At 63.2% G+C, this 20,904-nt stretch carries 23 protein-coding genes; 18 read left to right on the top strand and 5 right to left on the bottom strand.

Going from position 1 to position 20,904, the window contains the following annotated elements:
- The first annotated feature begins 164 nt into the window (after positions 1–164).
- A complete protein-coding gene (locus tag JT360_RS29730; protein WP_214476431.1) occupies positions 165–1,136 on the top strand; it encodes a glycosyl transferase family 90 in 972 nt (323 codons plus the stop codon).
- Between the two features lie 87 nt (positions 1,137–1,223).
- On the opposite strand, the gene JT360_RS29725 is transcribed toward JT360_RS29730, so the two are convergent.
- Positions 1,224–2,267: an aldo/keto reductase gene (locus JT360_RS29725; RefSeq protein WP_214476429.1), complete on the bottom strand. Its 1,044-nt coding sequence runs from the start codon at positions 2,265–2,267 to the stop codon at positions 1,224–1,226.
- Positions 2,268–2,501: 234 nt separating this feature from the next.
- Between JT360_RS29725 and ppk2 the strand changes: the two genes are divergently transcribed.
- Positions 2,502–3,422: a polyphosphate kinase 2 gene (gene ppk2 / locus JT360_RS29720; protein WP_214476427.1), complete on the top strand. Its 921-nt coding sequence runs from the start codon at positions 2,502–2,504 to the stop codon at positions 3,420–3,422.
- A gap of 164 nt (positions 3,423–3,586) precedes the next feature.
- Here the strand turns inward: ppk2 and JT360_RS29715 are convergent, their stop codons facing one another.
- The 4 genes from JT360_RS29715 to JT360_RS29700 all read right to left on the bottom strand — a co-directional run bounded on the left by JT360_RS29715 (position 3,587) and on the right by JT360_RS29700 (position 6,596).
- Complete coding sequence (locus JT360_RS29715) at positions 3,587–4,234, bottom strand: dihydrofolate reductase family protein (RefSeq protein WP_214476425.1); 648 nt, start codon at positions 4,232–4,234, stop codon at positions 3,587–3,589.
- Between the two features lie 191 nt (positions 4,235–4,425).
- The gene (locus tag JT360_RS29710; RefSeq protein ID WP_284732051.1) at positions 4,426–4,614 is read right to left on the bottom strand and encodes a glyoxalase superfamily protein; all 189 of its coding nucleotides are present in this window, start codon (positions 4,612–4,614) and stop codon (positions 4,426–4,428) included.
- Between the two features lie 27 nt (positions 4,615–4,641).
- A complete protein-coding gene (gene hemB, locus JT360_RS29705; protein ID WP_214476421.1) occupies positions 4,642–5,673 on the bottom strand; it encodes a porphobilinogen synthase in 1,032 nt (343 codons plus the stop codon).
- A gap of 86 nt (positions 5,674–5,759) precedes the next feature.
- On the bottom strand, positions 5,760–6,596 hold the full coding sequence (locus JT360_RS29700) for a DUF2066 domain-containing protein (protein WP_214476420.1): 837 nt from the start codon (positions 6,594–6,596) through the stop codon (positions 5,760–5,762).
- A 186-nt stretch (positions 6,597–6,782) separates the two neighbouring features.
- Here JT360_RS29700 and JT360_RS29695 point away from each other — a divergent pair, with 186 nt between their 5' ends.
- The 16 genes from JT360_RS29695 to osmF all read left to right on the top strand — a co-directional run bounded on the left by JT360_RS29695 (position 6,783) and on the right by osmF (position 20,849).
- A complete protein-coding gene (locus JT360_RS29695) occupies positions 6,783–7,826 on the top strand; it encodes an enoyl-CoA hydratase/isomerase family protein (RefSeq protein ID WP_214476418.1) in 1,044 nt (347 codons plus the stop codon).
- Complete coding sequence (locus JT360_RS29690) at positions 7,823–8,245, top strand: DUF6163 family protein (protein ID WP_214476416.1); 423 nt, start codon at positions 7,823–7,825, stop codon at positions 8,243–8,245. The genes JT360_RS29695 and JT360_RS29690 overlap by 4 nt, the downstream gene beginning before the upstream one ends.
- A gap of 238 nt (positions 8,246–8,483) precedes the next feature.
- Positions 8,484–8,999, top strand: a complete 516-nt coding sequence (gene ldtR, locus JT360_RS29685) for a transcriptional regulator LdtR (RefSeq protein ID WP_013896002.1) — start codon at positions 8,484–8,486, stop codon at positions 8,997–8,999.
- 350 nt (positions 9,000–9,349) lie between these two features.
- On the top strand, positions 9,350–10,603 hold the full coding sequence (locus JT360_RS29680) for a L,D-transpeptidase family protein (protein WP_214476414.1): 1,254 nt from the start codon (positions 9,350–9,352) through the stop codon (positions 10,601–10,603).
- Positions 10,604–10,765: 162 nt separating this feature from the next.
- Positions 10,766–12,412 (top strand): Na+/H+ antiporter, encoded by a 1,647-nt coding sequence (locus JT360_RS29675; protein ID WP_214476412.1) that lies wholly within the window; start codon positions 10,766–10,768, stop codon positions 12,410–12,412.
- Positions 12,413–12,613: 201 nt separating this feature from the next.
- The gene (glyA, locus tag JT360_RS29670) at positions 12,614–13,927 is read left to right on the top strand and encodes a serine hydroxymethyltransferase (protein ID WP_214476410.1); all 1,314 of its coding nucleotides are present in this window, start codon (positions 12,614–12,616) and stop codon (positions 13,925–13,927) included.
- An 80-nt stretch (positions 13,928–14,007) separates the two neighbouring features.
- Complete coding sequence (locus JT360_RS29665; RefSeq protein WP_214476459.1) at positions 14,008–14,586, top strand: invasion associated locus B family protein; 579 nt, start codon at positions 14,008–14,010, stop codon at positions 14,584–14,586.
- 32 nt (positions 14,587–14,618) lie between these two features.
- On the top strand, positions 14,619–14,948 hold the full coding sequence (locus JT360_RS29660; RefSeq protein ID WP_214476409.1) for a GlpM family protein: 330 nt from the start codon (positions 14,619–14,621) through the stop codon (positions 14,946–14,948).
- A 95-nt stretch (positions 14,949–15,043) separates the two neighbouring features.
- On the top strand, positions 15,044–15,523 hold the full coding sequence (gene nrdR, locus JT360_RS29655; RefSeq protein ID WP_010915593.1) for a transcriptional regulator NrdR: 480 nt from the start codon (positions 15,044–15,046) through the stop codon (positions 15,521–15,523).
- A 2-nt stretch (positions 15,524–15,525) separates the two neighbouring features.
- Positions 15,526–16,656: a bifunctional diaminohydroxyphosphoribosylaminopyrimidine deaminase/5-amino-6-(5-phosphoribosylamino)uracil reductase RibD gene (gene ribD, locus JT360_RS29650; protein WP_214476407.1), complete on the top strand. Its 1,131-nt coding sequence runs from the start codon at positions 15,526–15,528 to the stop codon at positions 16,654–16,656.
- Positions 16,656–17,273, top strand: a complete 618-nt coding sequence (locus JT360_RS29645) for a riboflavin synthase (protein WP_214476405.1) — start codon at positions 16,656–16,658, stop codon at positions 17,271–17,273. Before ribD ends, JT360_RS29645 begins: the two co-directional genes overlap by 1 nt.
- 8 nt (positions 17,274–17,281) lie before the next feature.
- The gene (locus JT360_RS33840) at positions 17,282–17,482 is read left to right on the top strand and encodes a hypothetical protein (RefSeq protein ID WP_502845496.1); all 201 of its coding nucleotides are present in this window, start codon (positions 17,282–17,284) and stop codon (positions 17,480–17,482) included.
- Positions 17,483–17,563: 81 nt separating this feature from the next.
- On the top strand, positions 17,564–18,058 hold the full coding sequence (ribH, locus tag JT360_RS29640) for a 6,7-dimethyl-8-ribityllumazine synthase (RefSeq protein ID WP_214476403.1): 495 nt from the start codon (positions 17,564–17,566) through the stop codon (positions 18,056–18,058).
- Entirely contained in the window at positions 18,055–18,555 is a 501-nt protein-coding gene (gene nusB, locus JT360_RS29635) for a transcription antitermination factor NusB (RefSeq protein WP_214476401.1), read from the top strand. Before ribH ends, nusB begins: the two co-directional genes overlap by 4 nt.
- Positions 18,552–19,769, top strand: a complete 1,218-nt coding sequence (locus tag JT360_RS29630) for an MFS transporter (RefSeq protein ID WP_214476399.1) — start codon at positions 18,552–18,554, stop codon at positions 19,767–19,769. The genes nusB and JT360_RS29630 overlap by 4 nt, the downstream gene beginning before the upstream one ends.
- Positions 19,770–19,937: 168 nt before the next feature.
- Positions 19,938–20,849, top strand: a complete 912-nt coding sequence (gene osmF, locus JT360_RS29625; RefSeq protein WP_214476397.1) for a glycine betaine ABC transporter substrate-binding protein OsmF — start codon at positions 19,938–19,940, stop codon at positions 20,847–20,849.
- Positions 20,850–20,904: the final 55 nt, after the last annotated feature.

Raw genomic sequence — 20,904 nt, 5'->3', positions numbered from 1 at the left:
ACCCTGCCTAGGAGCATTAGCCGTCAAACACAACAACTGAAACGATAGCGCGGTCGTTGGCGGCGAAGATATGCGGGGGCTTGCCAGATGCGCGCCACAATGATGTAGGAAGCGCGGGGCGCCAGCATATTGAGAGCTGCCCGTTTGTTTTGATCAAGTGAACCATGGCCACAATTGCGCGCACGTCGGCAAAGGTTTTCTACTACACGCGAAACGTTGTGCGCGATGTCATTCCACAAGCATTGTTTCGCCGCAGGCTGGCCGCTCGCCTCGAGCAGGCCAGGCTATCTGACGAGGCAGTGCGCCGGCGGCTGAACGACTACAACAAGCTGCAAGACACCTTTGCGCTCAGCCCTGGCGCGGTGCGCATCGACGACCTGCCCTTCGAGCCGACCATGTACTATTACGACCTGAAGGAGTTTGCCCGGTATTTCGATCCGGCATTGCGCCTCGACCTGGAGTTCGGTGACGTCATCGGCGTGCCGAAAATGCCCTCGCTGGTCAAGGATCGGCCGATCCGTGCCGACAACCGCAACGCGGTTATCATGAAGTTCAACAAGTTCCGCCACTTCCACATGCCCGCCGACGCCGTCGCCTTCGCCGACAAGCGCCCGGTCGTGATCTGGCGCGGCGACCTCAACAATCCGATCAGGACGAGGTTTCTGGATGCCGCGCGCGACCTGGCGTTCTGCGACGTGGGCTCGCACAAGCGCAATGCACCGGCAGAGTACAGCAAGCCCTTTCTCAGCATCAGCCAGCACCTGCGCTACCGCTACATCGTTTCGCTGGAGGGCAACGACGTGGCGACCAACCTCAAATGGATCATGAATTCCAACTCGCTCTGCCTGATGCCGCAGCCGACTTACGAGACGTGGTTTGCAGAGAGCCAACTCGAAGCCAATGTCCACTATGTGCCGCTCGACCCGGATTTCGCCGATCTCGGTGAAAAGGTGCGCTATTTCGAACAGCACCCGGCTGCAGCGGAGCGCATCATCGCCGCGGCCAACGCCTATTGCCGCAAATTCTCCAATGAGCGCGACGAGCAGGCGATCTCCCTGCTCGTGCTCTACAAATATTTTGTGCTCAGCGGCCAGATCGAGCCCGATCGCGAACTCTGGCGTTTTATCGAGGGCTAATGCGTGTCGCCCAAAAGTGACCTCGGTTTTGGGAGAACGACATGCATGAAAACAAGGTCCTGCCTGCCTCTGCGCGAAGCGCGCTGCTCAGATGCCGCTGCGGTCGAGAACCATGTCCGCGGGGCCGAAGCGATCCTTTGCCGTCAACTGCTGGTGCCAGTAAGGGTAGAGCAAAGGCGGCCGGCTGACCGCGTCGAGGCGCTGGCGTTCCTCGCCGGACAGCGCCAGGCTTGCGGCCGCGAGATTGTCCTTGAGCTGGGCGTCGTTGCGGGCGCCGATCACCAGCGAGGAGACGGCGGGGCGGCCAAGCAGCCAGGCGAGCGCCACCTGCGCCGCCGATACGCCGCGAGCCTTGCCGATGTCGACCAGGACGTCGACGATGCCCCAGAGCCTGTCCTCGTCGCGGATCGGCGGCTCGGACCAGCCGGCGAGCTGCCGAGCGGTCGGGCTGTCGCGGTGGTATTTGCCGGACAGCAATCCGCCGGCGAGCGGGCTCCAGACCAGCACGCCCAGCCCCTGATCGACCGAAATCGGCAGCAGCTCGTATTCAGCCTCGCGCGCCTCCAGCGTATAGTGGATCTGCTGGGTGACGAAGCGCGGCTGGTGGCGGCTGTCGCTGATGGAGAGCCCCTTCATCACCTGCCAGCCGGACCAGTTGGAGCAACCGATATAGCGCACCTTGCCCTGGCTGACCAAAGTATCGAGCGCGGCGACCGTTTCCTCGATCGGGGTAAGGCCGTCCCACTGGTGGACGAAATAGATGTCGATGACGTCGGTCTTCAGCCGCTTCAGGCTCTTCTCGCATTCACGGATCAGATGGTGGCGTGACAAGCCTTCGTCATTGGGCCCGCTGCCGATCCGCATGCGCGCCTTGGAGGCGATCAGCACGTCGCCCTTGCGCTTGCCACCGAGCGCCTCGCCAATGATCTCCTCCGACAGGCCGTTCGAATAGACATTGGCGGTGTCGATGAGATTGATGCCGGCATCGATGCACATGTCGATCATTCGCTTCGCCTCGGCGAGATCGCTGTTGCCGACCGCGGCGAACGGGCCTGCGCCGCCGAAGGTCATCGTGCCCAGCGTCAGTGTCGAAACCTTCAGGCCGGAACGGCCAAGGGTGCGGTATTCCATGTCAGTCCTCGCGATTGTGTTGAATTGGGGCGCCGCGAAAGGGTAGCCCGGAATGCGACCGGGGATTTGTAGGACAATTCGGGCGGCTTGTCGCCATGCGATGGTGCCGATCGGTCATGGATCGCGGAACCTGCAGCTGCGGCAATCACGCCTGGGCTGCAATAAAACCGTCACTGCCGGCCTATATTGAAGTCGGCTCAGGGAACCGACAGGCTTGCAAGCGGAGCTGCTGATATGACCGAGCTAAAACAGAATTCTCCCGCCAAGGACTGGCTCGAAGCCGAGCTCGCCGACACGCTCGACGAAGACTATGAGCTCGAAATATCGGAGCCGGCGCTGTCGATGGAGATCGCCAAGATCTACAAGAACTCGCATCCGCCTTCGATCGATCGCATGCAGTATTTTCGCGACCTGATCACCTTGCAGTCGGAATTGATCAAGCTGCAGTCCTGGGTCGCCTATCACAAGAAGAAGCTGGTGGTGATTTTCGAAGGCCGCGATTCCGCCGGCAAGGGCGGCGTCATCAAGCGCATCACCCAACGGCTCAATCCGCGCATCTGCCGTGTCGTGGCGCTTCCGGCGCCGACCGAACGCGAGAAGTCGCAATGGTATTTCCAGCGCTATGTGCCGCATCTGCCGGCCGGCGGCGAGATCGTGCTGTTCGACCGCTCCTGGTATAACCGTTCCGGCGTCGAGCGGGTGATGGGTTTTGCTGGACCGGAGCAGGTCGAGGAGTTCTTCCACGACGTGCCGGAGTTCGAGCGCATGCTGGTCCGCTCGGGCATCACCGTGGTCAAATACTGGTTCTCGATCACCGACGAGGAGCAGCAGATGCGCTTCCTGATGCGTATCCATGACCCGATGAAGCAATGGAAGCTGTCGCCCATGGACCTGCAGTCGCGCGTGCGCTGGGAGCAATACACCAAGGCCAAGGAAGAGACTTTCGCGCGCACCAACATTCCCGAGGCGCCGTGGTTCATCGTCGAGGGTAACGACAAGAAGCGCGCGCGGCTGAACTGCATCGACCATCTGCTCAAGCAGGTGCCGTATGAGGAAGTACCGCATGAGGAGATCACGCTGCCGGAGCGCGTCTTCAATCCCGAATACGAGCGTCAGGTCCTGCCGCGCGAGCTTTATGTGCCGGAGAAGTATTGAGCGCCTTTACCCTCCCCCTTGTGGGGAGGGTCGCGGCTCAAATCGCGCGGTACGCGCGGTTTGGGACGCGGGGTGGGGGTCTGCGCCTCACCCCCACCCCGTCTCCCGCGCTTTGCTGCGCAAAGCGCACTCGCCGACCCTCCCCACAAGGGGGAGGGTGAAACCTAAGCCCGTTTGATCACCACATGCGTGGCGAGCGGCGTGGCAACCTGCTCGCTGCATTGATAGCCGAGCTCCACCATATCGAGGCCGGCAAAAAGGTTCTCGCCCCTGCCAAGCAGCACCGGCGCGATCGCCAGGTGCATCTCGTCGATCAGCTTCTCCTGGAGATACTGGCGGATGGTGGCGACGCCGCCTCCGACCCGCACGTCCTTGCCGTTGGCCGCCGACTTCGCCTGCGCGAGCGCCGAATGGATGCCGTCGGTGACGAAGTGAAAGGTGGTGCCGCCTTCCATGGTGATGGGTGCCCGCTTGTGGTGGGTCAGCACGAAAACCGGCACGTGGTAGGGCGGGTTGTCGCCCCACCAGCCCTTCCATGTCTCGTCAGGCCATTCGCCGCGGATCGGCCCGAACATGTTGCGGCCGAGGATCCAGGCGCCGACATTTTCGAAGCTGCGCGCCGCGAACGTCTCGTCGGTATCGGTGGTGCCGCCATCCTTCCCGAGGACCATCTTGCGGAAGGTGCGGGTGCCGAATATCCACTTGTGCAAGGCTTCCCCGCCGACACCGAGCGGATTTTGCAGGTCCTGATCAGGACCGGCGCCATAGCCGTCGAGCGACAGGGTGAATGCGTTGACGCGAAGCTTGGACATGGAAGACCTCCTCAGTAACTAGTTGTTTTTTGCAAGTGGTTATTTGTAGCAATCTGATTGCAAAATGCAAGCGGTATTTCCGACGGTGGAAAGATTCATGTCCGGACTTCGCTGCCGGCCGATCTGCCGGCTGTTTCCTGATGATCGGTCGGATGAAAAGTGGCGGCCGCCAAGACCGCCAATGTATCAGCTCATTCGCCGGTGAGTTCCATGAAGCGGATATGATTGTTGAACGGATCGATGACCTCGACCGTCAGCCGCCCGTCTTCATGCTCGAGGCCAGGATTCAGTGGCGGTAGTCCGTGCCCGCTAGTTCCTTGGAAGTCGCGGATGCCGCTCATATAGACGACCATGTTGCCGCCCGGCGTTGCGTCGGACAGATGCTGCCCGGGGAAAGTGGCGAGAAACTACCCCTTCAGCATCGCTGCCACTTCGGGCGCGAAATAGGTCAAAATACCGTCGCAGCCGGCGCGCTTGAAGGCAAGCAAGCTCTCCAGCATTGCCTTCTCGCCGTCGATCCAGCCATTGGCGCCCGCTGCCTTGATCATCGAATATTCGCCCGACACCTGGTAGGCGAAGGTCGGCATCTGGAATTCGTCCTTCAGCCTGCGGATGATGTCGAGATAGGGCAGGCCGGGCTTGACCATCAGCATGTCGGCACCCTCGGCGATATCCTGCTCGGCCTCGCGCACCGCCTCGTCCGAATTGGCGTGGTCGATGTAATAGGTCTTCTTGTCGCCCTTGAGCAGGCCGGCGGTGCCGACCGCCTCGCGATAGGGGCCGTAGAAAGCCGAGGCGAACTTCGTCGCGTAGGACATGATCGCCACGTCCTGAAAACCGTTGGCGTCGAGCGCGTCGCGGATGGCGCCGATGCGGCCATCCATCATGTCGGACGGTGCGATGATATCGGCGCCGGCCGCGGCCTGGATGACGGCCGCCGCCGCGACCTGCTCGACCGTTTCATCGTTGACGATGATGCCGTCGCGCAGGATGCCGTCATGGCCGTGACTGGTGAAGGGATCCAGCGCGGCGTCGGTGATGATGCCGATCTCGGGCACCGCGTCCTTTATGGCGCGGGTAGCGCGATTGATGACATTGTCGGGATCGAGGATATGCGAGCCGGTCTGATCGCGCAGGCCGAGATCGACATTGGGGAAGGTGGCGAGTGCCGGAATGCCGAGCTTGGCCGCGCGTTCGGCCTCCTTGACGGCAAGGTCGACCGACAGGCGGAAGACGCCCGGCATGGCGGCGATCGGCTCGCGCACTTGTGTGCCCTCGACGACGAAGATCGGCCAGATCAGGTCGTCTACCGAAAGCCGGTTCTCCTGCACGAGCCGGCGCGACCAGTCGGCCTTGCGCATGCGGCGCAGGCGGCGGCTGCCGGTGATTTCGTCGACGCTGCGCGCGCCGGCTGGCTTCGTCGGGGTGAATTTGTTCATTGCCAAAACTCCGGATCAGCGGCTTTTACCACGAGCACTTGGTGCTGACCAATGCGACACGTTTGTGCCAGGAGCCGCACGCTATATCAGCCGGGTTGGCCATTGCCCGACAGTATTTGTGCGGCGCCACGGATTGCGGCGCGGAACGCCTCGTCGAAGCTGACGCCGCGGACCTGCCACTCATAGGTTTTGCCATCGACCGCAAGCCACCAGTCGACGAACCAGCCCAATTCCTTGTCGCGCCAACTGATGTGCCCGAAAAGCAGCGGTCGGCCGCCAAGGGTTCTTGCATAGCCGCCCAGCAGTTCAGGCGAGGTGGCCATGGCCCTTACCTCCTCGAAAATGAAGCCACCCTTGGTGAGCGTAGCCTTGTCTGGAATGACGATCGACATTGCCAGGGGCTGGGCAGCCGCCTCAAACGATTCCCGCATATAGGGGCTCTCGTCCCCGTCACTGGCGAGTACGAAGCCACGCCCTGCACGTTCCACGGCCAAAAGTATCGTCAGCGTCGGTCGCCCACCAAGCCAGGGCCTGCTGCCGAGTTGCGCAAGCAGCTTGTTGACCGTGGCGGGCTTGTAGAGGCAGGTGAGATCATGCGGCCGGTCATGCGTGCCTTGCTCGTCATGGATCGGGATGCCCTCCAGCCGGTCATGGTAGCGGAAGGAATCGACGAAACTGCCGGCCTTGTCGCGCAGCCCCGCCATTTCGGGTTTCTTGAGCAGTCGCTGATCGCCCGAGACCCTGACCAGAACCCGGTCCAGGCAGTCCCTGAAGCCTATCTGGCGGTTCTCTTCGCCCTGGCCGGTGACGATGGTCTGCGAGCGGTAGAGTTCGTCGATCGTGACGGCGAACGCGGTGCGCGGTGCAAGGCCAGCGATCACAAGCCCGACCGTCAAAAGTGCGGAACGAAGAAATCCGGACATGGCCAACTGCCCCCCCGAAGCCATCCGTGCCACGGTATCGGCGCTTCGCTTGCAACGGTGGCGATCTTCGTAGCACCCGCCGCCGCCGGTCGCCAGACCGCGGCGCGGAGGCGGCTGCCATTGACGCACCCATGCGTCGCCTTTAGCACTTCAGTCCCGCAGGCGCGGGGAAGGGATTCTCTGGCGATGGATTTTGGTGGAGGCGACGAAATTCGCTTCGAACGGTTGGGCCGGGCCGGTGTCGTCACCCTGACGCGGCCACAGGCGCTCAATGCCGTCACCCATCGCATGATCAAGGCGCTGGGCAAGGCCCTGCGTTCCTGGGAGCGCGACGACGGCGTTGATGTCGTGGTCCTCAAGGCTGAGGGCAGGGCGTTTTCGGCCGGAGGCGATATCCTGCACATCTACGAAGCCGGCCGGGCCGGAAAACCGCCAGTCGAGTTCTTTGCCGACGAGTATCGGCTGAACGCCCGCATCAACAGCTTCCGCAAGCCTTACGTGGCACTCATCGACGGCATCGTCATGGGTGGCGGCGTCGGCATTTCCTTTCACGGTTCGCACCGGGTGATGACCGAGAATGCCCAGTTCGCCATGCCGGAGGTCGGCATCGGCTTTTTCCCGGATGTCGGCGCCAGCCATTTGCTGCCCGGCCTTGGCGGCTGCTTCGGCATGTATCTGGCCCTGACCGGGAACCGCATCCGCTATGGCGACGCGCTGTGGTCGGGGCTGGCCACCCACACCATCAAGGCCGAAGACCAGGCCAGCTTCCTCGATCGGCTGGCGCTGACCGGCGATCCGGAATCGGTGCTGCGTGGGTTCTTTGTTCCGGCCAAGCGTGAGACCGACAGGTCGACCCTGGAAGCGATATTGCGCCATTTCGCCCAACCGTCGCTGCAGGATGTCGTCGTCAGCCTGGAACGCGCGGCAAGCACCGACGAATTCGCGGCAAAGACGCTGGCGACGATCCGCACGCGTTCGCCGACCAGCCTTCGTGTCGCCTGGCGGCAGATCAGCGCCGGGCTGACGCTGTCGATGGACGACTGCATGAAAATGGAATTCCGCATCCTGAACCGCATGCTTGCCGGCCACGATTTCTACGAAGGCATCCGCGCCGCCATCATCGACAAGGGCTCGAAGCCGCAATGGCGGCCGGCGAGCCTCGATGCGGTCAGCGAGGCGGATGTCGAGGCCTATTTCGCTCCGCTCGGTGAATGGGAACTCCTGGTATGAGCGAGGTGACGTCGAGACGCGTGGTGCTTCAGCCCTCGACGGTCGAGGTGATCTTCGCCTGGTTCCAGCGCGTCATATCAGGCTACTGCCTGCTGTTCGGCATCCTGTACTGGATCAAGCTGATCGGCTTCTATCCGGGATCGCTCTGGCGTTTCGACCTGATGCCGGTGCATTGGCAGGTGGCGGCGGTGATGCTCGCCGTGTTCTTCCCCTTTGCGGCTGCGGGGCTGTGGATGCTGGCCTCGTGGGGCCCGGTGATCTGGTTCATCTGCGCGGTCACCGAGACGGTCATGTATGCCGGCTTTCCCGAGCTTTTCGGTCATCGGCTGCTGATCGTCGTTTCGCATGCGGCTGTGGCGGTGCTCTACATCGTCTTTCGCGTCGTCATCTACCTGCAGAAACGCCCCCCACGGCACTAAGCCGTTGAGGGCATTGATGACTTGGCAGACGCCCGGATTGAGCCTTGAGATAGGTGCCTAAGCCTTTAGGTTAATTATCCTTGCTCGGGTGACCGTTCGTTAATCCTGTTTCGAAACCTCTTACCGGTAAGCTCTTGTTAGCCCTAGCGTTTAAGTCGAATTTTATGAGTATTCGATAGTGTCGCGATCAAGGTGAAAAACAAAAAATCACCAGGGCGACAAACGAGAGGCAAAGACAATGATCAATTCGCGTCCGGCGGCGAAGACCGCCAACGTTTCCGACGATCGCCGCGAGGCGATCCGTTCCCTGTACATGGAATCGCTGCAGCTTGTTGAGCGGCTGCATCGCCGTCTGCTTGATGTCATCAAGGATGAATTCGACCGCAATGGCCGTTCCGACATCAATGCCATCCAGGCGCTGCTGCTGTTCAACATCGGCAATTCCGAGCTGACCGCCGGCGAGCTGCGCTCGCGTGGTTATTATCTCGGCTCGAACGTGTCCTACAATCTGAAGAAACTGGTCGATCTCGGCTTCATCAACCACCAGCGCTCGCGCATCGACCGCCGTTCGGTCCGCGTGTCGCTGACGCCGAAGGGCAATGAGGTCGCGGATGTCGTCGCCGGTCTCTATGAGCGCCATGTCGGCTCGATCGAGCAGGTCGGCGGCATCAACACCGACGAGTTCAAGCAGATGAACCGCGCCCTGCAGCGGCTCGACCGCTTCTGGAACGACACCATCGCCTACCGGATGTAAGGCGCCGCACCAGATCTGGCCCGCGCCACAGAAGCGCGGCCGAAACAGCGACCTCCAGTCAGGGCCGGTGCCGAAAAGCATCGGTCTTTTCTTTTCGCTACGCCGGTCGGCTCGATTTGGGCGCAAGGCCACGTTGCCGCCATATTCCAGTGGAACCGAGAGTGGCAGTGATGCTGTCGTGAAGACCATGCGTCCACCCGCAACCGTATCGCGCCTCGTGCATCGTCACACCAAGGTGATACGGACCATGGTTGGCTAATTGTTAAGATTGCCAATTTTAGAGTGCGGGCGAGATCGCCCGATGATCAACGCAGCAAGTGATCGAACCGTTACATATGTCTGGAACGTCCATGAGAACCAGCCGCCGCTTTTTCCTTTCCGGAGCCTCCGCGCTCGCCGCCGCCATGGTGGCCGGCCGTGCGAGCGCGCAGGACGTGATCGGGGATATCCTGAAATCCTCGGCCCGCGGCAATTGGGACGACCAGTTCGACGCCCGCGCCAGCGAGGGCGGCAAGGTGGCCTCGACGCTGCCGATCTTCAGCCCGCAGACCGTTGCATTTACCGAGCAGGCGGTGGCGCAGTATCAGAACATCGTCGGCCAGGGCGGCTGGGTAGAGGTTCCGGCGACCAAGAAGCTGCAGCTCGGCGTCGATGATCCCGATGTCGTGCCTCTGCGCAAGCGCCTGATGATCGCAGGCGACCTGTCGCAGAGTGCCGGCATTTCGACGGCCTTCGATTCCTATGTCGACTCGGCGGTCAAGCGCTTCCAGTTGCGCCACGGCCTGCCGGCCGACGGCTCGATGGGCAAATACACCTATGCGGCGATGAACGTTTCGGCGCAGATCCGGCTCGGCCAGCTGCAGACCAATCTGCAACGGCTGAAGGAGAAGGCCGGCACGCTGGGCAGCCGCTATGTACTGGTCGACATTCCGGCGGCGCAGATCGAAGCGGTCGAGAACGACCGCGTCGTGCTTCGCCACACCGCCATCGTCGGCAAGATCGATCGCCAGACGCCGATCGTCAATTCCAAGATCAACGAGATCATCGTCAACCCGTACTGGAACGCGCCGGTCTCGATCGTGCGCAAGGACATCATTCCGCTGATGCGGAAGGATCCCGACTATTTGAAGAACAGCCATATCCGCCTGTTCGCGCCGGATGGCAGCGAAGTCGATCCGATGAACGTGGACTGGTCGACCGACGATGCCGCCAAGTACCGTTTCCGCCAGGATCCGGGTTCGGAAAACGCCATGTCGTCGGTCAAGATCAATTTTCCGAGCCCGGACGGCGTCTACATGCACGATACGCCGCAGCAGAGCCTGTTCGGCAAGATGATGCGCTTCGATTCCTCGGGCTGCGTGCGCGTCCAGAACGTGCGCGATCTCGTCACCTGGATCCTGCGCGACACGCCCGGCTGGGACCGCCAGCATTTCGAAGCGGCGATCAAGACCGGCCAGAACACGCCGATCCAGGTCACCAACCCGGTGCCGGTGCACTTCCTCTATCTCTCTGCCTGGTCGACGGGACCCGGCGTCGTCCAGTTCCGCGACGACGTCTACGCGCTGGACGGCGCCAGCGAGCTGCAGATCACATCTTCGCTCTAAGCGCCTGATAAATATAATGGAAGGCCGCCTTTGAGGCGGCTTTTCTGTTTGCGGAGGGCGTCAAATCAGTCGCTGGTGAGCAGCCCACCAGCGACGCGCCGGCGCTGTCTGGACGCGAGGCCGGCGATTGCGCATGGTTCGCCAAACATCCGGAATCGCGCCATGCAAGCCGCCATCTTCGTCCTCGTCGTGCTCGTCTTCGTCGCCGTTTCCGGCGCGCTGGTGCGGCTGGTGCGGGTGCCGCTGCCAGTGCTGCAGATCGCCATAGGCGCCGCCCTCGCATGGCCGGTGCGCGGCATCCATGTCGAGATCGATCCGGAACTGTTCCTGCTGGTGTTCATTCCGCCGCTGCTGTTCAGCGATGCTTTTGGCGCGCCCAAGCGCGAGCTGATCGCTTTGCGCGGCCCGATCCTCGACCTTGCCATCGGCCTGGTCTTCTTCACCATCGTCGGCTTCGGCTATGCCTTGCACTGGCTGGTGCCGGGCATTCCGCTGGTCGTGGCCTTCGCGCTCGCCGCGGTGCTGTCGCCCACCGATGCGGTGGCTGTCTCCTCGATCGTCGACAGGAACGTGGTTCCGGCGCGGCTGATGCATATTCTGGAAGGCGAGTCGCTGCTCAACGATGCGTCGGGCCTAGTCATGTTCCGCTTTGCCGTCGCGGCGGCATTGACCGGCAGCTTTTCCTTCGCTGCCGCCTCGCTGAGTTTCCTCTACGCCGTGGCGGTGGGCATCCTGACCGGCGTTGCGGCATTGTTCGTCGCCGCCAAGATGCTGCAACTGCTCAACCGCATCGGCGGCGTGCCGGCCGAGGCGCAGGTGCTGATCACCATCCTGCTCCCCTTCGTCGCCTATCTCGGCGCCGAGCATTTTGGGGCCTCTGGCATCCTGGCCGCGGTCACCGCCGGCCTTTTGACCGGGAGCACCGGCATATTCCGCTTCCTCGGCGTCTCGGCGCGCATGCAGACGATTGCGCTCTGGACGACGTTTTCCTTCGTCTTCAACGGCGCGCTGTTCATCGTGCTCGGCCTGCAGCTTCCCGAGATCATCCGCAAGGTGCCGCCGGAGCTCACCGGCCACTATCCCATCATCCAGCCGGTCCTGACCGTGCTGGCGCTGACGCTCTGCTTGATCGCGCTCCGCTTCGTCTGGATCTGGATTGGAGACATCACGGCCGCGATCGCAGCACGGCTCGGCAGGCGTAAGGCCGAGCCATTCGGCCTGCGCGTGCGGCTGGCAGGATCGGTGGCGGGCGTGCGTGGGGCCATCACGCTGGCCGGCATATTGTCGCTGCCGCTGTCCTTGCAGGACGGCTCGCCATTTCCCGCGCGCGATCTGGTCATCTTCCTCGCCGCCGGCGTCATCATCTGCTCCCTGGTGATCGCCAGCCTTGCCCTGCCGGTGATTGCGCGCGGGCTGGTCGAGCCGGGCGAAGACGCCGGCGCTGCCGAGGAACGCACGGCGCGTGTCGGCGCGGCAAAGGCGGCAATCGCCCGTCTCGAGAGCATCGCCCAGACGGACGACGAAGGGGAGGGCGATGTGCCAGGTGTCAGGCTCGCCGCCGCCAACGGCATTGTCGCTGCCTACCGGCGGCGCATCGCCGCGTCCGACGAGGCCGATGAAGCCCGTGCCGAGATGCGTGAGGCGGGGAGGCTGGAGATCGATCTGAGGCTCGCCGGCATCGCCGCCGAGCGGGATGCCCTGCGCGCCATGCTGCGCCGCGGCGAGATCAACGACCACACGGCGCGGGCGCTGTTCACCGAGATCACCCTCACGGAAGCCCTTTTGAACGGCAGGCAGACGCGCAAATAGGACCGGCAACGCCCAGGTGCTGTGGATTTGCAGCCTCTGCCGCAAACCGGCCAGCAAATTTCGCGCCGCAAACGTGGCGAGGCGAAAACAACTGTGTTAATGGCCCGGCGAACCCAATGCATGTCGCCCAAAAGTGTGCAGGGTTGGGGACAGCGGCATGCTCAAGACAAAACCGACCTCCGGACCTAAGGGAAACAGGCCATGGCAATAGCAGCGGCAGCGTCGAACAAATTCGAGTCCTTCTTCGAAACCACGCTGGAAGACGCTGATCCGGAGATTTTCGGCGCCATCCGCAACGAGCTCGGCCGCCAGCGCCACGAGATCGAGCTGATCGCGTCGGAAAACATCGTTTCGCGCGCGGTGCTCGAGGCGCAGGGGTCGATCATGACCAACAAATATGCCGAGGGCTATCCGGGCAAGCGCTACTATGGCGGCTGCCAATTCGTCGACGTGGCTGAGGAACTGGCCATCGAGCGTGCGAAAAAGCTGTTCGGCTGCAATTTCGCCAACGTCCAGCCGAATTCGGGCAGCCAGATGAACCAGGCGGTGTTCCTGGCGCTGCTGCAGCCCGGCGATACCTTCATGGGCCTCGACCTCAATTCCGGTGGCCATCTCACCCACGGCTCGCCGGTCAACATGAGCGGCAAATGGTTCAAGGTCGTCTCCTATGGCGTGCGCAAGGACGACCATCTGCTCGACATGGACGCGATCGAGAAGACCGCCCACGAGACCAAGCCGAAGCTGATCCTGGCCGGCGGCACCGCCTATTCTCGCGTCTGGGACTGGAAGCGTTTTCGCGAGATCGCGGATGCGGTCGGCGCTTACCTGATGGTCGACATGGCGCATATTGCCGGCCTCGTAGCCGGCGGCGTGCATCCGTCGCCGCTGCCGCACGCGCATGTGGTGACGACCACCACGCACAAATCGCTGCGCGGTCCGCGCGGCGGCATGATCCTGTGCAACGACGAGGACATCGCCAAGAAGATGAACTCGGCCGTGTTCCCCGGCCTGCAGGGCGGCCCGTTGATGCATGTCATCGCCGCCAAGGCAGTGGCCTTCGGCGAGGCGCTGAAGCCGAGCTTCAAGGTCTATGCCGAGAGTGTCGCCGCCAACGCCAAGGCGCTGGCTTCGAGCCTCAAGGAGACAGGCCTCGACATCGTGTCCGGCGGCACCGACAACCATCTGATGCTGGTCGACCTGCGCCCCAAGAACGCCACCGGCAAGCGTGCCGAGGCAGCCCTTGGCCGCGCCAACATCACCTGCAACAAGAACGGCATCCCCTTCGACCCGGAAAAGCCCTTCGTCACCTCGGGCGTGCGGCTCGGCACGCCGGCCGGCACCACGCGCGGCTTCGGCCAGGCCGAGTTCCGCGAGATCGGCAAGCTGATCGCCGAAGTGCTGGATGGCCTCAAGGTTGCCAATTCCGACGAGGGCAACGCCGCGGTGGAAGCGGCGGTCAAGGCCAAGGTCGTGGCGCTGACCGATCGTTTTCCGCTTTATCCTTATCTCGGTTGACCAGACGGGACGCGTCATCTTTTATCCGCCGGCAGCGCGTCACCCCTGATCGGGTGGCGCATGGAACTGGAGAATTGATGATGCGCGATATTCGTCTTGCTACGCTCGGTGCCGTCGGCTGGCTGGCCGTTTGCGGGCCAGCTTCGGCGCAGACGCAGCCCGCCCCGGACATGCCTGCCACCAGCACGTTCGGCAGGTGGACAACCATGGTCGACACGCTCGACACCGGACAGGACGCACACAAGACCTGCGCGGCTTCTACGGCGTTCTTCGATACGGGTGGCAATTCGGGCACACTGACCTTGTCGATTTCGACCGGCGATGCGCTGCCGCCCGATGGCTATCCGGCCGTCATGCTCACCGTTGACAACCGGAACCTGCCGACCGGCAAGAAGATCGCTGCGACATTCGGCGATCCCGGCGTGAAGGTTTCGGCAACGGTCTATTCCAACGATGCCGTCATCGGCCGCCCGAGCTGGACGGTCGACAATCAGGCCAAGACCAGCCTCGCGCTGCTGCGTGCCATGCGCCAGGTGACTTCGCTCGATGTGACTTTCGGCAAGCAGGCTGTCGCCAGCATCCCGATGGAGGGTTTTACCAAGGCCTACCGCAACCTCGGAACGTCCTGCGGCTTCCCAACCAAAGACGTCGCGCCGTGACGCGGACTGCCGGATCGCGATAGGGGCTGCGCATGGATGTCGTCTGGAAGGGCGTGGTCGGCGGGCTGGTGACGGCGCTGATCGTCTGGGCGTCCAAGCGGGGCAATGTCCTGCCCGGGATATTGCCGCTGGCGCCGACCTTTGCCGTCATCGCCTTGCTCGCCGTGGGCGCCAAGGATGATCCAGGTGGCTTCCGCGATGCCTGCCTTGCCGGCGTCAAGACAATTCCCGCCTATCTTGCCTTCCTCGGGGCCTGCTGGCTGTTGATCGACAAGGTTGATTATCGCCTGGCTGTTGCCGGCGGCATCGCCGTCTGGCTGGTTGCCGCGCTGGCAATCTTCCTCGCGCCTCGCTATCTCTGATGCGGCGGGCCGTAGAAGAGGCGGAACTGCTTCAATCCGGACCGGAAAGGCTCTAAGCCTTTCGCCTCACCAGATTCGCGAACCCAAGGCTTTTCATGCGCTGTCCCTATTGCCAGTCCGAAGATACGCAGGTGAAGGATTCGCGCCCCGCCGAGGATGGCGCGGCGATCCGCCGGCGGCGTGTCTGCCCCGATTGCGGCGGCCGTTTCACCACCTTTGAGCGCGTGCAGTTGCGCGATCTGGTCGTGGTCAAGAAGTCGGGCCGGAAAGTGCCGTTCGACCGCGACAAGCTGCTGCGTTCGGTCGAGATCGCGGTGCGCAAGCGCAATGTCGATCCCGAGCGTATCGACCGTGCGGTGACCGGCATCGTGCGCCAGCTCGAAAGCTCCGGCGAGACGGAAGTGGCTTCCGGCGAGGTCGGGCGCTTGGTCATGGAGGCGCTGAAATCGCTCGATGATGTCGCCTACGTGCGTTTTGCATCGGTCTACCGCAATTTTCGCGAGGCCAAGGATTTCCATGAGCTGCTGGGCGAGCTGAAGGGCGACGAAGACAAGAGCGAAGAGGACGCCGGCTGAGCATGGCAACACCGCAACTGAGCGAGGCCGAGCAAGCGGCCCTTGATCGCCGTTTCATGGCCGCCACCCTGCGGCTTTCGCGTCGGAATGCCGGCCGCACCTCCACCAATCCTTCCGTCGGCACGCTGATCGTGCGTGACGACGGCGTGGGGCCGATGATCGTCGGCACCGGCGTCACCGCCATTGGCGGCCGGCCGCATGCCGAGACCGAGGCGCTGGCCGAGGCCGGCAAACGCGCGCGTGGTGCCACGGCTTACGTCACGCTCGAGCCATGCGCCCATCACGGCCGCACGCCGCCTTGCGCCAATGCGCTGGTCAATGCCGGCATTGCGCGCGTCGTGGGTGCCGCCAGCGATCCCGATCCGCGCGTCTCCGGCAAGGGCTATGCCATCCTGCGCGCCGCCGGTGTCGAGGTGGTCGAAAAGGTGCTCGCGACGGAAGCCGCCGAGCAGATGGCTGGCTACCTCATTCGGTCGCTCAAAAAACGCCCGGAAGTTATCTTGAAGCTTGCGCTTTCCAGCGACGGCAAGATCGGCAGGCAAGGCGCCGGCCAGGTCGCGATAACAGGCGATATCGCGCGCCGTGAGGTCTATCTGATGCGGGCCGAGGCCGACGCCATTCTGGTCGGTATCGGCACGGCATTGGAAGACGATCCGGCGCTGACGGTGCGCCTGCCGGGGCTGGAGAACCGTTCGCCGGCGCGCATCGTGCTCGACCGGCAGATCAGGCTGCCGGAGGCCTCGAAGCTAGTCTCGGGCGTGGATCGCGTGCCGCTTTACCTCGCCGCTTGCCTGGAGGCCGATCAGCAGCGGCGTGCCACGCTCGAGCGCGCCGGCGTGCGCTTCCTCGGCACCGAAACGCATGAAGGCGGCGTAGCCTTGCCGGAACTGCTTGAGGATCTTGCTGCCCTCGGCATGGCAAGCGTGCTGGTCGAGGGCGGCGCCAAGGTGGCCAGTGCTTTCCTGGCCGATGGGCTGGTCGACCGCATCGTGCTGTTCCAGGGACCGGAGGCGATCGGCGAAGACGGCATTGCATCGCCCGTCGACGCCGACCATATCCCGGCTGGATTTCGCAAGCTGCGCGAGATGCGGTTCGGCGAGGACAGCTACGCCGAGTGGATAAGGAATATCTGATGTTTACCGGAATTGTCACCGATGTCGGCACTGTCGCGGCCGTAAAGCCGCTGAGCGAGGGCGTCGGCTTGCGCATCGACACCGCCTACGACCCTGGGACAATTGCCATTGGCGCCTCGATCTCCTGCGGCGGCGTCTGCTTGACGGTCACAGCTTTGCCTGACCATGGCTCGAACGCCCGCTGGTTCGAGGTCGAGGCGTGGGAGGAAGCCTTGCGGCTGACCACGGCCTCGAGTTGGAAATCCGGCTCCAAGGTCAATCTGGAGCGGGCGCTGAAGATCGGCGACGAACTCGGCGGCCACATTGTTTCAGGCCATGTCGATGGCACCGCCGAGATCATCGAGCGCAAGGACGAGGGCGACGCGGTGCGTTTCACGTTGGAGGCACCGCGCCATCTGGCGAAATTCATCGCGCCGAAAGGCTCCGTGGCGCTCGACGGCACCTCACTCACCGTCAACAAGGTCGAGGGGACCCGCTTCGACGTGCTGTTGATTCATCACTCGCTGACCGTCACCACCTGGGGCGAGCGCAAGGTCGGAGACCGCGTCAATCTCGAGATCGACACCATGGCCCGCTACGCGGCGCGGCTGGCGGAGGCGGCGAAAGAGGGCTCATAGTTCGTCGAATGGACTTGTCGCCGAGCTGTTCAAATAGGGAAATAGCTGCGATGGAAAGCAGGAATTCCAAAGAGCCAGAGCGGCTCACGCGGGAAGCATTGGCCGATGTAGATGCCGGCCGTGTTGTGGATCATGAAGCCGTTCTTGCCTGGGCTGAAAGCCTTGGTGAGGACTGCCCAGTCTCGCCATCTCGCCCAAAGAGAGGGTAGGCCGACACGTCACCCACCAATCTTGTGCTTGCGATCAACCCGGCTTCGGCCTAAGTCACCGGCAACCCCCCGGAGACTTTTATGGCTGGTATATCCCAACACGGCAAAGCCTTCATTCGTCCGAAGGCGAAGGCGCATCTGCTCATTGTCGAAGCGCGCTTCCACGACGACCTTGCCGATGCGCTGCTCGATGGCGCGACAAGCGCGCTCGATGAAGCGGGCGCGACTTACGATGTCGTCACCGTTCCAGGTTCGCTCGAGATACCCGCGGTGATCACCTTCGCGCTCGACGGCGCGGCGGAGGGCGGCACGAATTACGACGGCTTCGTTGCGCTCGGCACCGTGGTTCGCGGCGACACCTATCATTTCGACATCGTCGCCAATGAATCCAGCCGCGCGCTCATGGACCTGTCGGTGCAGGACTCCGTCTGCATCGGCAACGGCATCCTGACCACCGAGACCGACGCACAGGCGTGGACGCGGGCCAAGCGCTCGGAAGGCGACAAGGGCGGCTTTGCCGCGCGTGCGGCGCTGACCATGATCGCCCTCAAGGAACAATTGGGAGCGCGATCGTGAGCGAACCCGCTTCGCCCGGACAGCCCGCGGTGCGCCAGGCCAATAAGCGCGGTGCTGCCCGTCTCGCCGCTGTGCAGGCGCTCTATCAGATGGATGTCGCCGGCAGCGGCGTTTTCGAGATCACCGCCGAATATGAGGCGTTTCGCCTTGGCAAAGAGGTCGACGGCGCGCTCTATCGCGAGGCCGATGCCCAATGGTTCCGCGCTATCCTCACCGGTGTCGTCGAAGACCAGAAGACCATCGATCCTGTCATCCGCCAGGCGCTGACCGACGACTGGCCGCTGTCGAGGCTCGATTCGACGTTGCGCGCCATCCTGCGCGCCGGCGTCTATGAACTGATGAAGCGTGAAGACGTGCCGGTGGCGGTCATCGTTTCGGAATATGTCGACATCGCCAAGGCCTTCTACGAGGAAGATGAGCCGAAGCTGGTCAATGCCGTGCTCGACCGCGTGTCACGCCGGGTGCGCGGCGAGGGGCGCGGCAAGGACGCATCGTGACCGCGATTGCCATCGAGACGGCCAAGGATGGGCGACGCACCGCGCTGATCCTCGCCGCATCGCAGGCGATCATAGGCTCGGCGGCACCGATTGCGATCTCGATGGGCGCGCTGGCCGGGCAATATCTGCTCGGTGCCGACAAATCGCTGGCGACGGCGCCGATCACCGGCTTCAACCTTGGCGTGGCGCTCGGCGCTCTGCCCGCCGCGGCTATCATCCGCAGGATGGGCCAGCGCGGCGGCTTCATGACCGGAACCGTCGTCACCGCGCTTGGCGGCCTGGTTGCCACGGTGGCGCTTTTCCATGGCAGTTTCTGGCTGTTCGCGTTCGCGCTGCTGGTGATCGGCATCGGCGGTGCCTTCGTTCAGCAGTTCCGCTTCGCCGCCGCCGACAACGCACCGCCGGAGTTCAAGGCGCGCGCCATCTCCTTCGTGCTGGCCGGCGGCATCGTCACCGCCATCCTTGGGCCGCAGATCGTCATCTTCACCCGCGAACTGTTCGCGCCGGTGATGTTTGCCGGATCGTTCGCCGCCATCCTGCCGCTGGCCGCCGTGGGCGCCGTCATCTTGTCGTTTCTGCGCCTGCCGGAGAAAGCCGCGGTCAAGGTCGACGTTGCCGAGGGTGACGCCAGACCGCTGTCCGAAATCGTCACCAGGCCGCGCTTCGTCGCCGCGCTGTTTTGTGCCGTCGGCAGCTATGCGCTGATGAGCTTCGTCATGACCGGCGCGCCGCTCGCCATGGTCGGCTGCGGTCTGTCGGAGGATGATGCGACGCTGGGCATCTCCTGGCACGTCATGGCGATGTTCGCGCCGAGCTTCTTCACCGGCTCGCTGATCCACCGGTTCGGCGCCGAGCGCATCGTCGCCATCGGCCTGCTGCTGCTGGTCGGCTGTGGTGCCGTTGCCTTGTCGGGCCTGGCGCTGTGGCAATTCTGGACGTCGCTGATCCTGCTCGGCCTTGGCTGGAATTTCAGCTTCATCGGCGCCACCGCCATGGTGGCGGCCAGCTATCGGCCGTCGGAAAAGGGCAAGGTGCAGGGCTTCCACGACTTTGTCCTGTTCGGCTCCGTCGCCTGCGCGTCGCTGCTGTCGGGCATGGTTTACAACGCCTGGGGCTGGACCATGCTGAACTGGATGATATTCCCGGTCACCGTGTTGTGCTTCGTGGCGCTGGGTACGCTGAAGATGACGGCGGCGCGCAAGGTCGGCGCCTGATCTTGAGCTGACACAGTGTTGTCAGGAACGCGTCAATTGAATTTGGCCCGCCGAAACAAAATTATTGCGCCTGTACCTATTGTTATGAAACCGTGTGCCCCGACTGGCCGTTGAAGCCATGCTCATATGCGGCCACCGCATTTCGGTTCACAGCAAGGGATTTTCACGATGTTTTCAGTCAAGGTTTTGGCCAGCGCGGCATTGGCGCTTGGCATCACGGTGGCTTCCGCCAGCGCTCAGGTGGTCGTCTCCTCGAAGATCGACACCGAGGGCGGCGTGCTCGGCAACATCATCCAGCTCGTTCTCAACGCCAACAACATCAAGACCACAGATCGTATCCAGCTCGGCGGCACACCGGTGGTTCGCAAGGCGATCACCGCCGGCGAGATCGACATCTATCCAGAATACACCGGCAACGCCGCCTTCTTCTTCGAGAAGGCCGATGATCCCCTGTGGAAGGACGCCGCCAAGGCCTTTGAGACGGCCAAAAAGCTCGACTACGACGCCAACAAGATCGTCTGGCTGTCGCCAGCGCCGGCCAACAACACCTGGGCGATCGCTCTGCGCAAGGAAGTGGCCGACACCAACAAGCTCGCCACGCTCTCAGACTTCGGCAAATATGTCGCGGGCGGCGGCAAAGTGGTGCTGGCGGCTTCCGCCGAGTTCGTCAATTCGGCGGCCGCACTGCCGGCGTTCCAGACCACCTATGGCTTCACGTTGAAGCCGGACCAGCTGATCACGCTCTCGGGCGGGGACACGGCGGCGACCATTGCCGCGGCCGCCAACCAGACCAGCGGCGCCAACGCCGCCATGGTCTACGGCACCGACGGCGGCATCGCGCCATCCGGTCTGGTCGTGCTCGACGACGACAAGGGCGTGCAGCCGGTCTACCAACCGGCGCCGATCATCCGCGAATCCGTGCTCAAGGAGCATCCCGAGATCGAGACGCTGCTGAAGCCGGTCTTCGCCAAGCTCGACCTCGTCACGCTGCAGGAACTGAACGGCCGCGTGCAGGTCGGTGGCGAGCCGGTCAAGGGCGTCGCCGAAGACTTTTTGAAGAAGAACGGGTTTTTGAAGTAGTTAGCCAGAGACAGTGACGCCGGTGCGAGGCGCCCCCCTCTGGCCTGCCGGCCAT

The sequence above is a fragment of the Mesorhizobium sp. dw_380 genome (assembly GCF_018588885.1).
Taxonomy (GTDB): domain Bacteria; phylum Pseudomonadota; class Alphaproteobacteria; order Rhizobiales; family Rhizobiaceae; genus Mesorhizobium.
This window is presented reverse-complemented; position numbering and strand designations above follow the sequence as displayed.

Excerpts from the sequence above, each read along its gene's own strand:
- JT360_RS29730 (WP_214476431.1), top strand. The coding sequence starts at position 165 with ATGGCCACAATTGCGCGCACGTCGGCAAAGGTTTTCTACTACACGCGA.
- JT360_RS29725 (WP_214476429.1), bottom strand. The coding sequence starts at position 2,267 with ATGGAATACCGCACCCTTGGCCGTTCCGGCCTGAAGGTTTCGACACTG.
- ppk2 (WP_214476427.1), top strand. The coding sequence starts at position 2,502 with ATGACCGAGCTAAAACAGAATTCTCCCGCCAAGGACTGGCTCGAAGCC.
- JT360_RS29715 (WP_214476425.1), bottom strand. The coding sequence starts at position 4,234 with ATGTCCAAGCTTCGCGTCAACGCATTCACCCTGTCGCTCGACGGCTAT.
- hemB (WP_214476421.1), bottom strand. The coding sequence starts at position 5,673 with ATGAACAAATTCACCCCGACGAAGCCAGCCGGCGCGCGCAGCGTCGAC.
- JT360_RS29700 (WP_214476420.1), bottom strand. The coding sequence starts at position 6,596 with ATGTCCGGATTTCTTCGTTCCGCACTTTTGACGGTCGGGCTTGTGATC.
- JT360_RS29695 (WP_214476418.1), top strand. The coding sequence starts at position 6,783 with ATGGATTTTGGTGGAGGCGACGAAATTCGCTTCGAACGGTTGGGCCGG.
- JT360_RS29690 (WP_214476416.1), top strand. The coding sequence starts at position 7,823 with ATGAGCGAGGTGACGTCGAGACGCGTGGTGCTTCAGCCCTCGACGGTC.
- ldtR (WP_013896002.1), top strand. The coding sequence starts at position 8,484 with ATGATCAATTCGCGTCCGGCGGCGAAGACCGCCAACGTTTCCGACGAT.
- JT360_RS29680 (WP_214476414.1), top strand. The coding sequence starts at position 9,350 with ATGAGAACCAGCCGCCGCTTTTTCCTTTCCGGAGCCTCCGCGCTCGCC.
- JT360_RS29675 (WP_214476412.1), top strand. The coding sequence starts at position 10,766 with ATGCAAGCCGCCATCTTCGTCCTCGTCGTGCTCGTCTTCGTCGCCGTT.
- glyA (WP_214476410.1), top strand. The coding sequence starts at position 12,614 with ATGGCAATAGCAGCGGCAGCGTCGAACAAATTCGAGTCCTTCTTCGAA.
- JT360_RS29665 (WP_214476459.1), top strand. The coding sequence starts at position 14,008 with ATGCGCGATATTCGTCTTGCTACGCTCGGTGCCGTCGGCTGGCTGGCC.
- JT360_RS29660 (WP_214476409.1), top strand. The coding sequence starts at position 14,619 with ATGGATGTCGTCTGGAAGGGCGTGGTCGGCGGGCTGGTGACGGCGCTG.
- nrdR (WP_010915593.1), top strand. The coding sequence starts at position 15,044 with ATGCGCTGTCCCTATTGCCAGTCCGAAGATACGCAGGTGAAGGATTCG.
- ribD (WP_214476407.1), top strand. The coding sequence starts at position 15,526 with ATGGCAACACCGCAACTGAGCGAGGCCGAGCAAGCGGCCCTTGATCGC.
- JT360_RS29645 (WP_214476405.1), top strand. The coding sequence starts at position 16,656 with ATGTTTACCGGAATTGTCACCGATGTCGGCACTGTCGCGGCCGTAAAG.
- JT360_RS33840 (WP_502845496.1), top strand. The coding sequence starts at position 17,282 with ATGGACTTGTCGCCGAGCTGTTCAAATAGGGAAATAGCTGCGATGGAA.
- ribH (WP_214476403.1), top strand. The coding sequence starts at position 17,564 with ATGGCTGGTATATCCCAACACGGCAAAGCCTTCATTCGTCCGAAGGCG.
- osmF (WP_214476397.1), top strand. The coding sequence starts at position 19,938 with ATGTTTTCAGTCAAGGTTTTGGCCAGCGCGGCATTGGCGCTTGGCATC.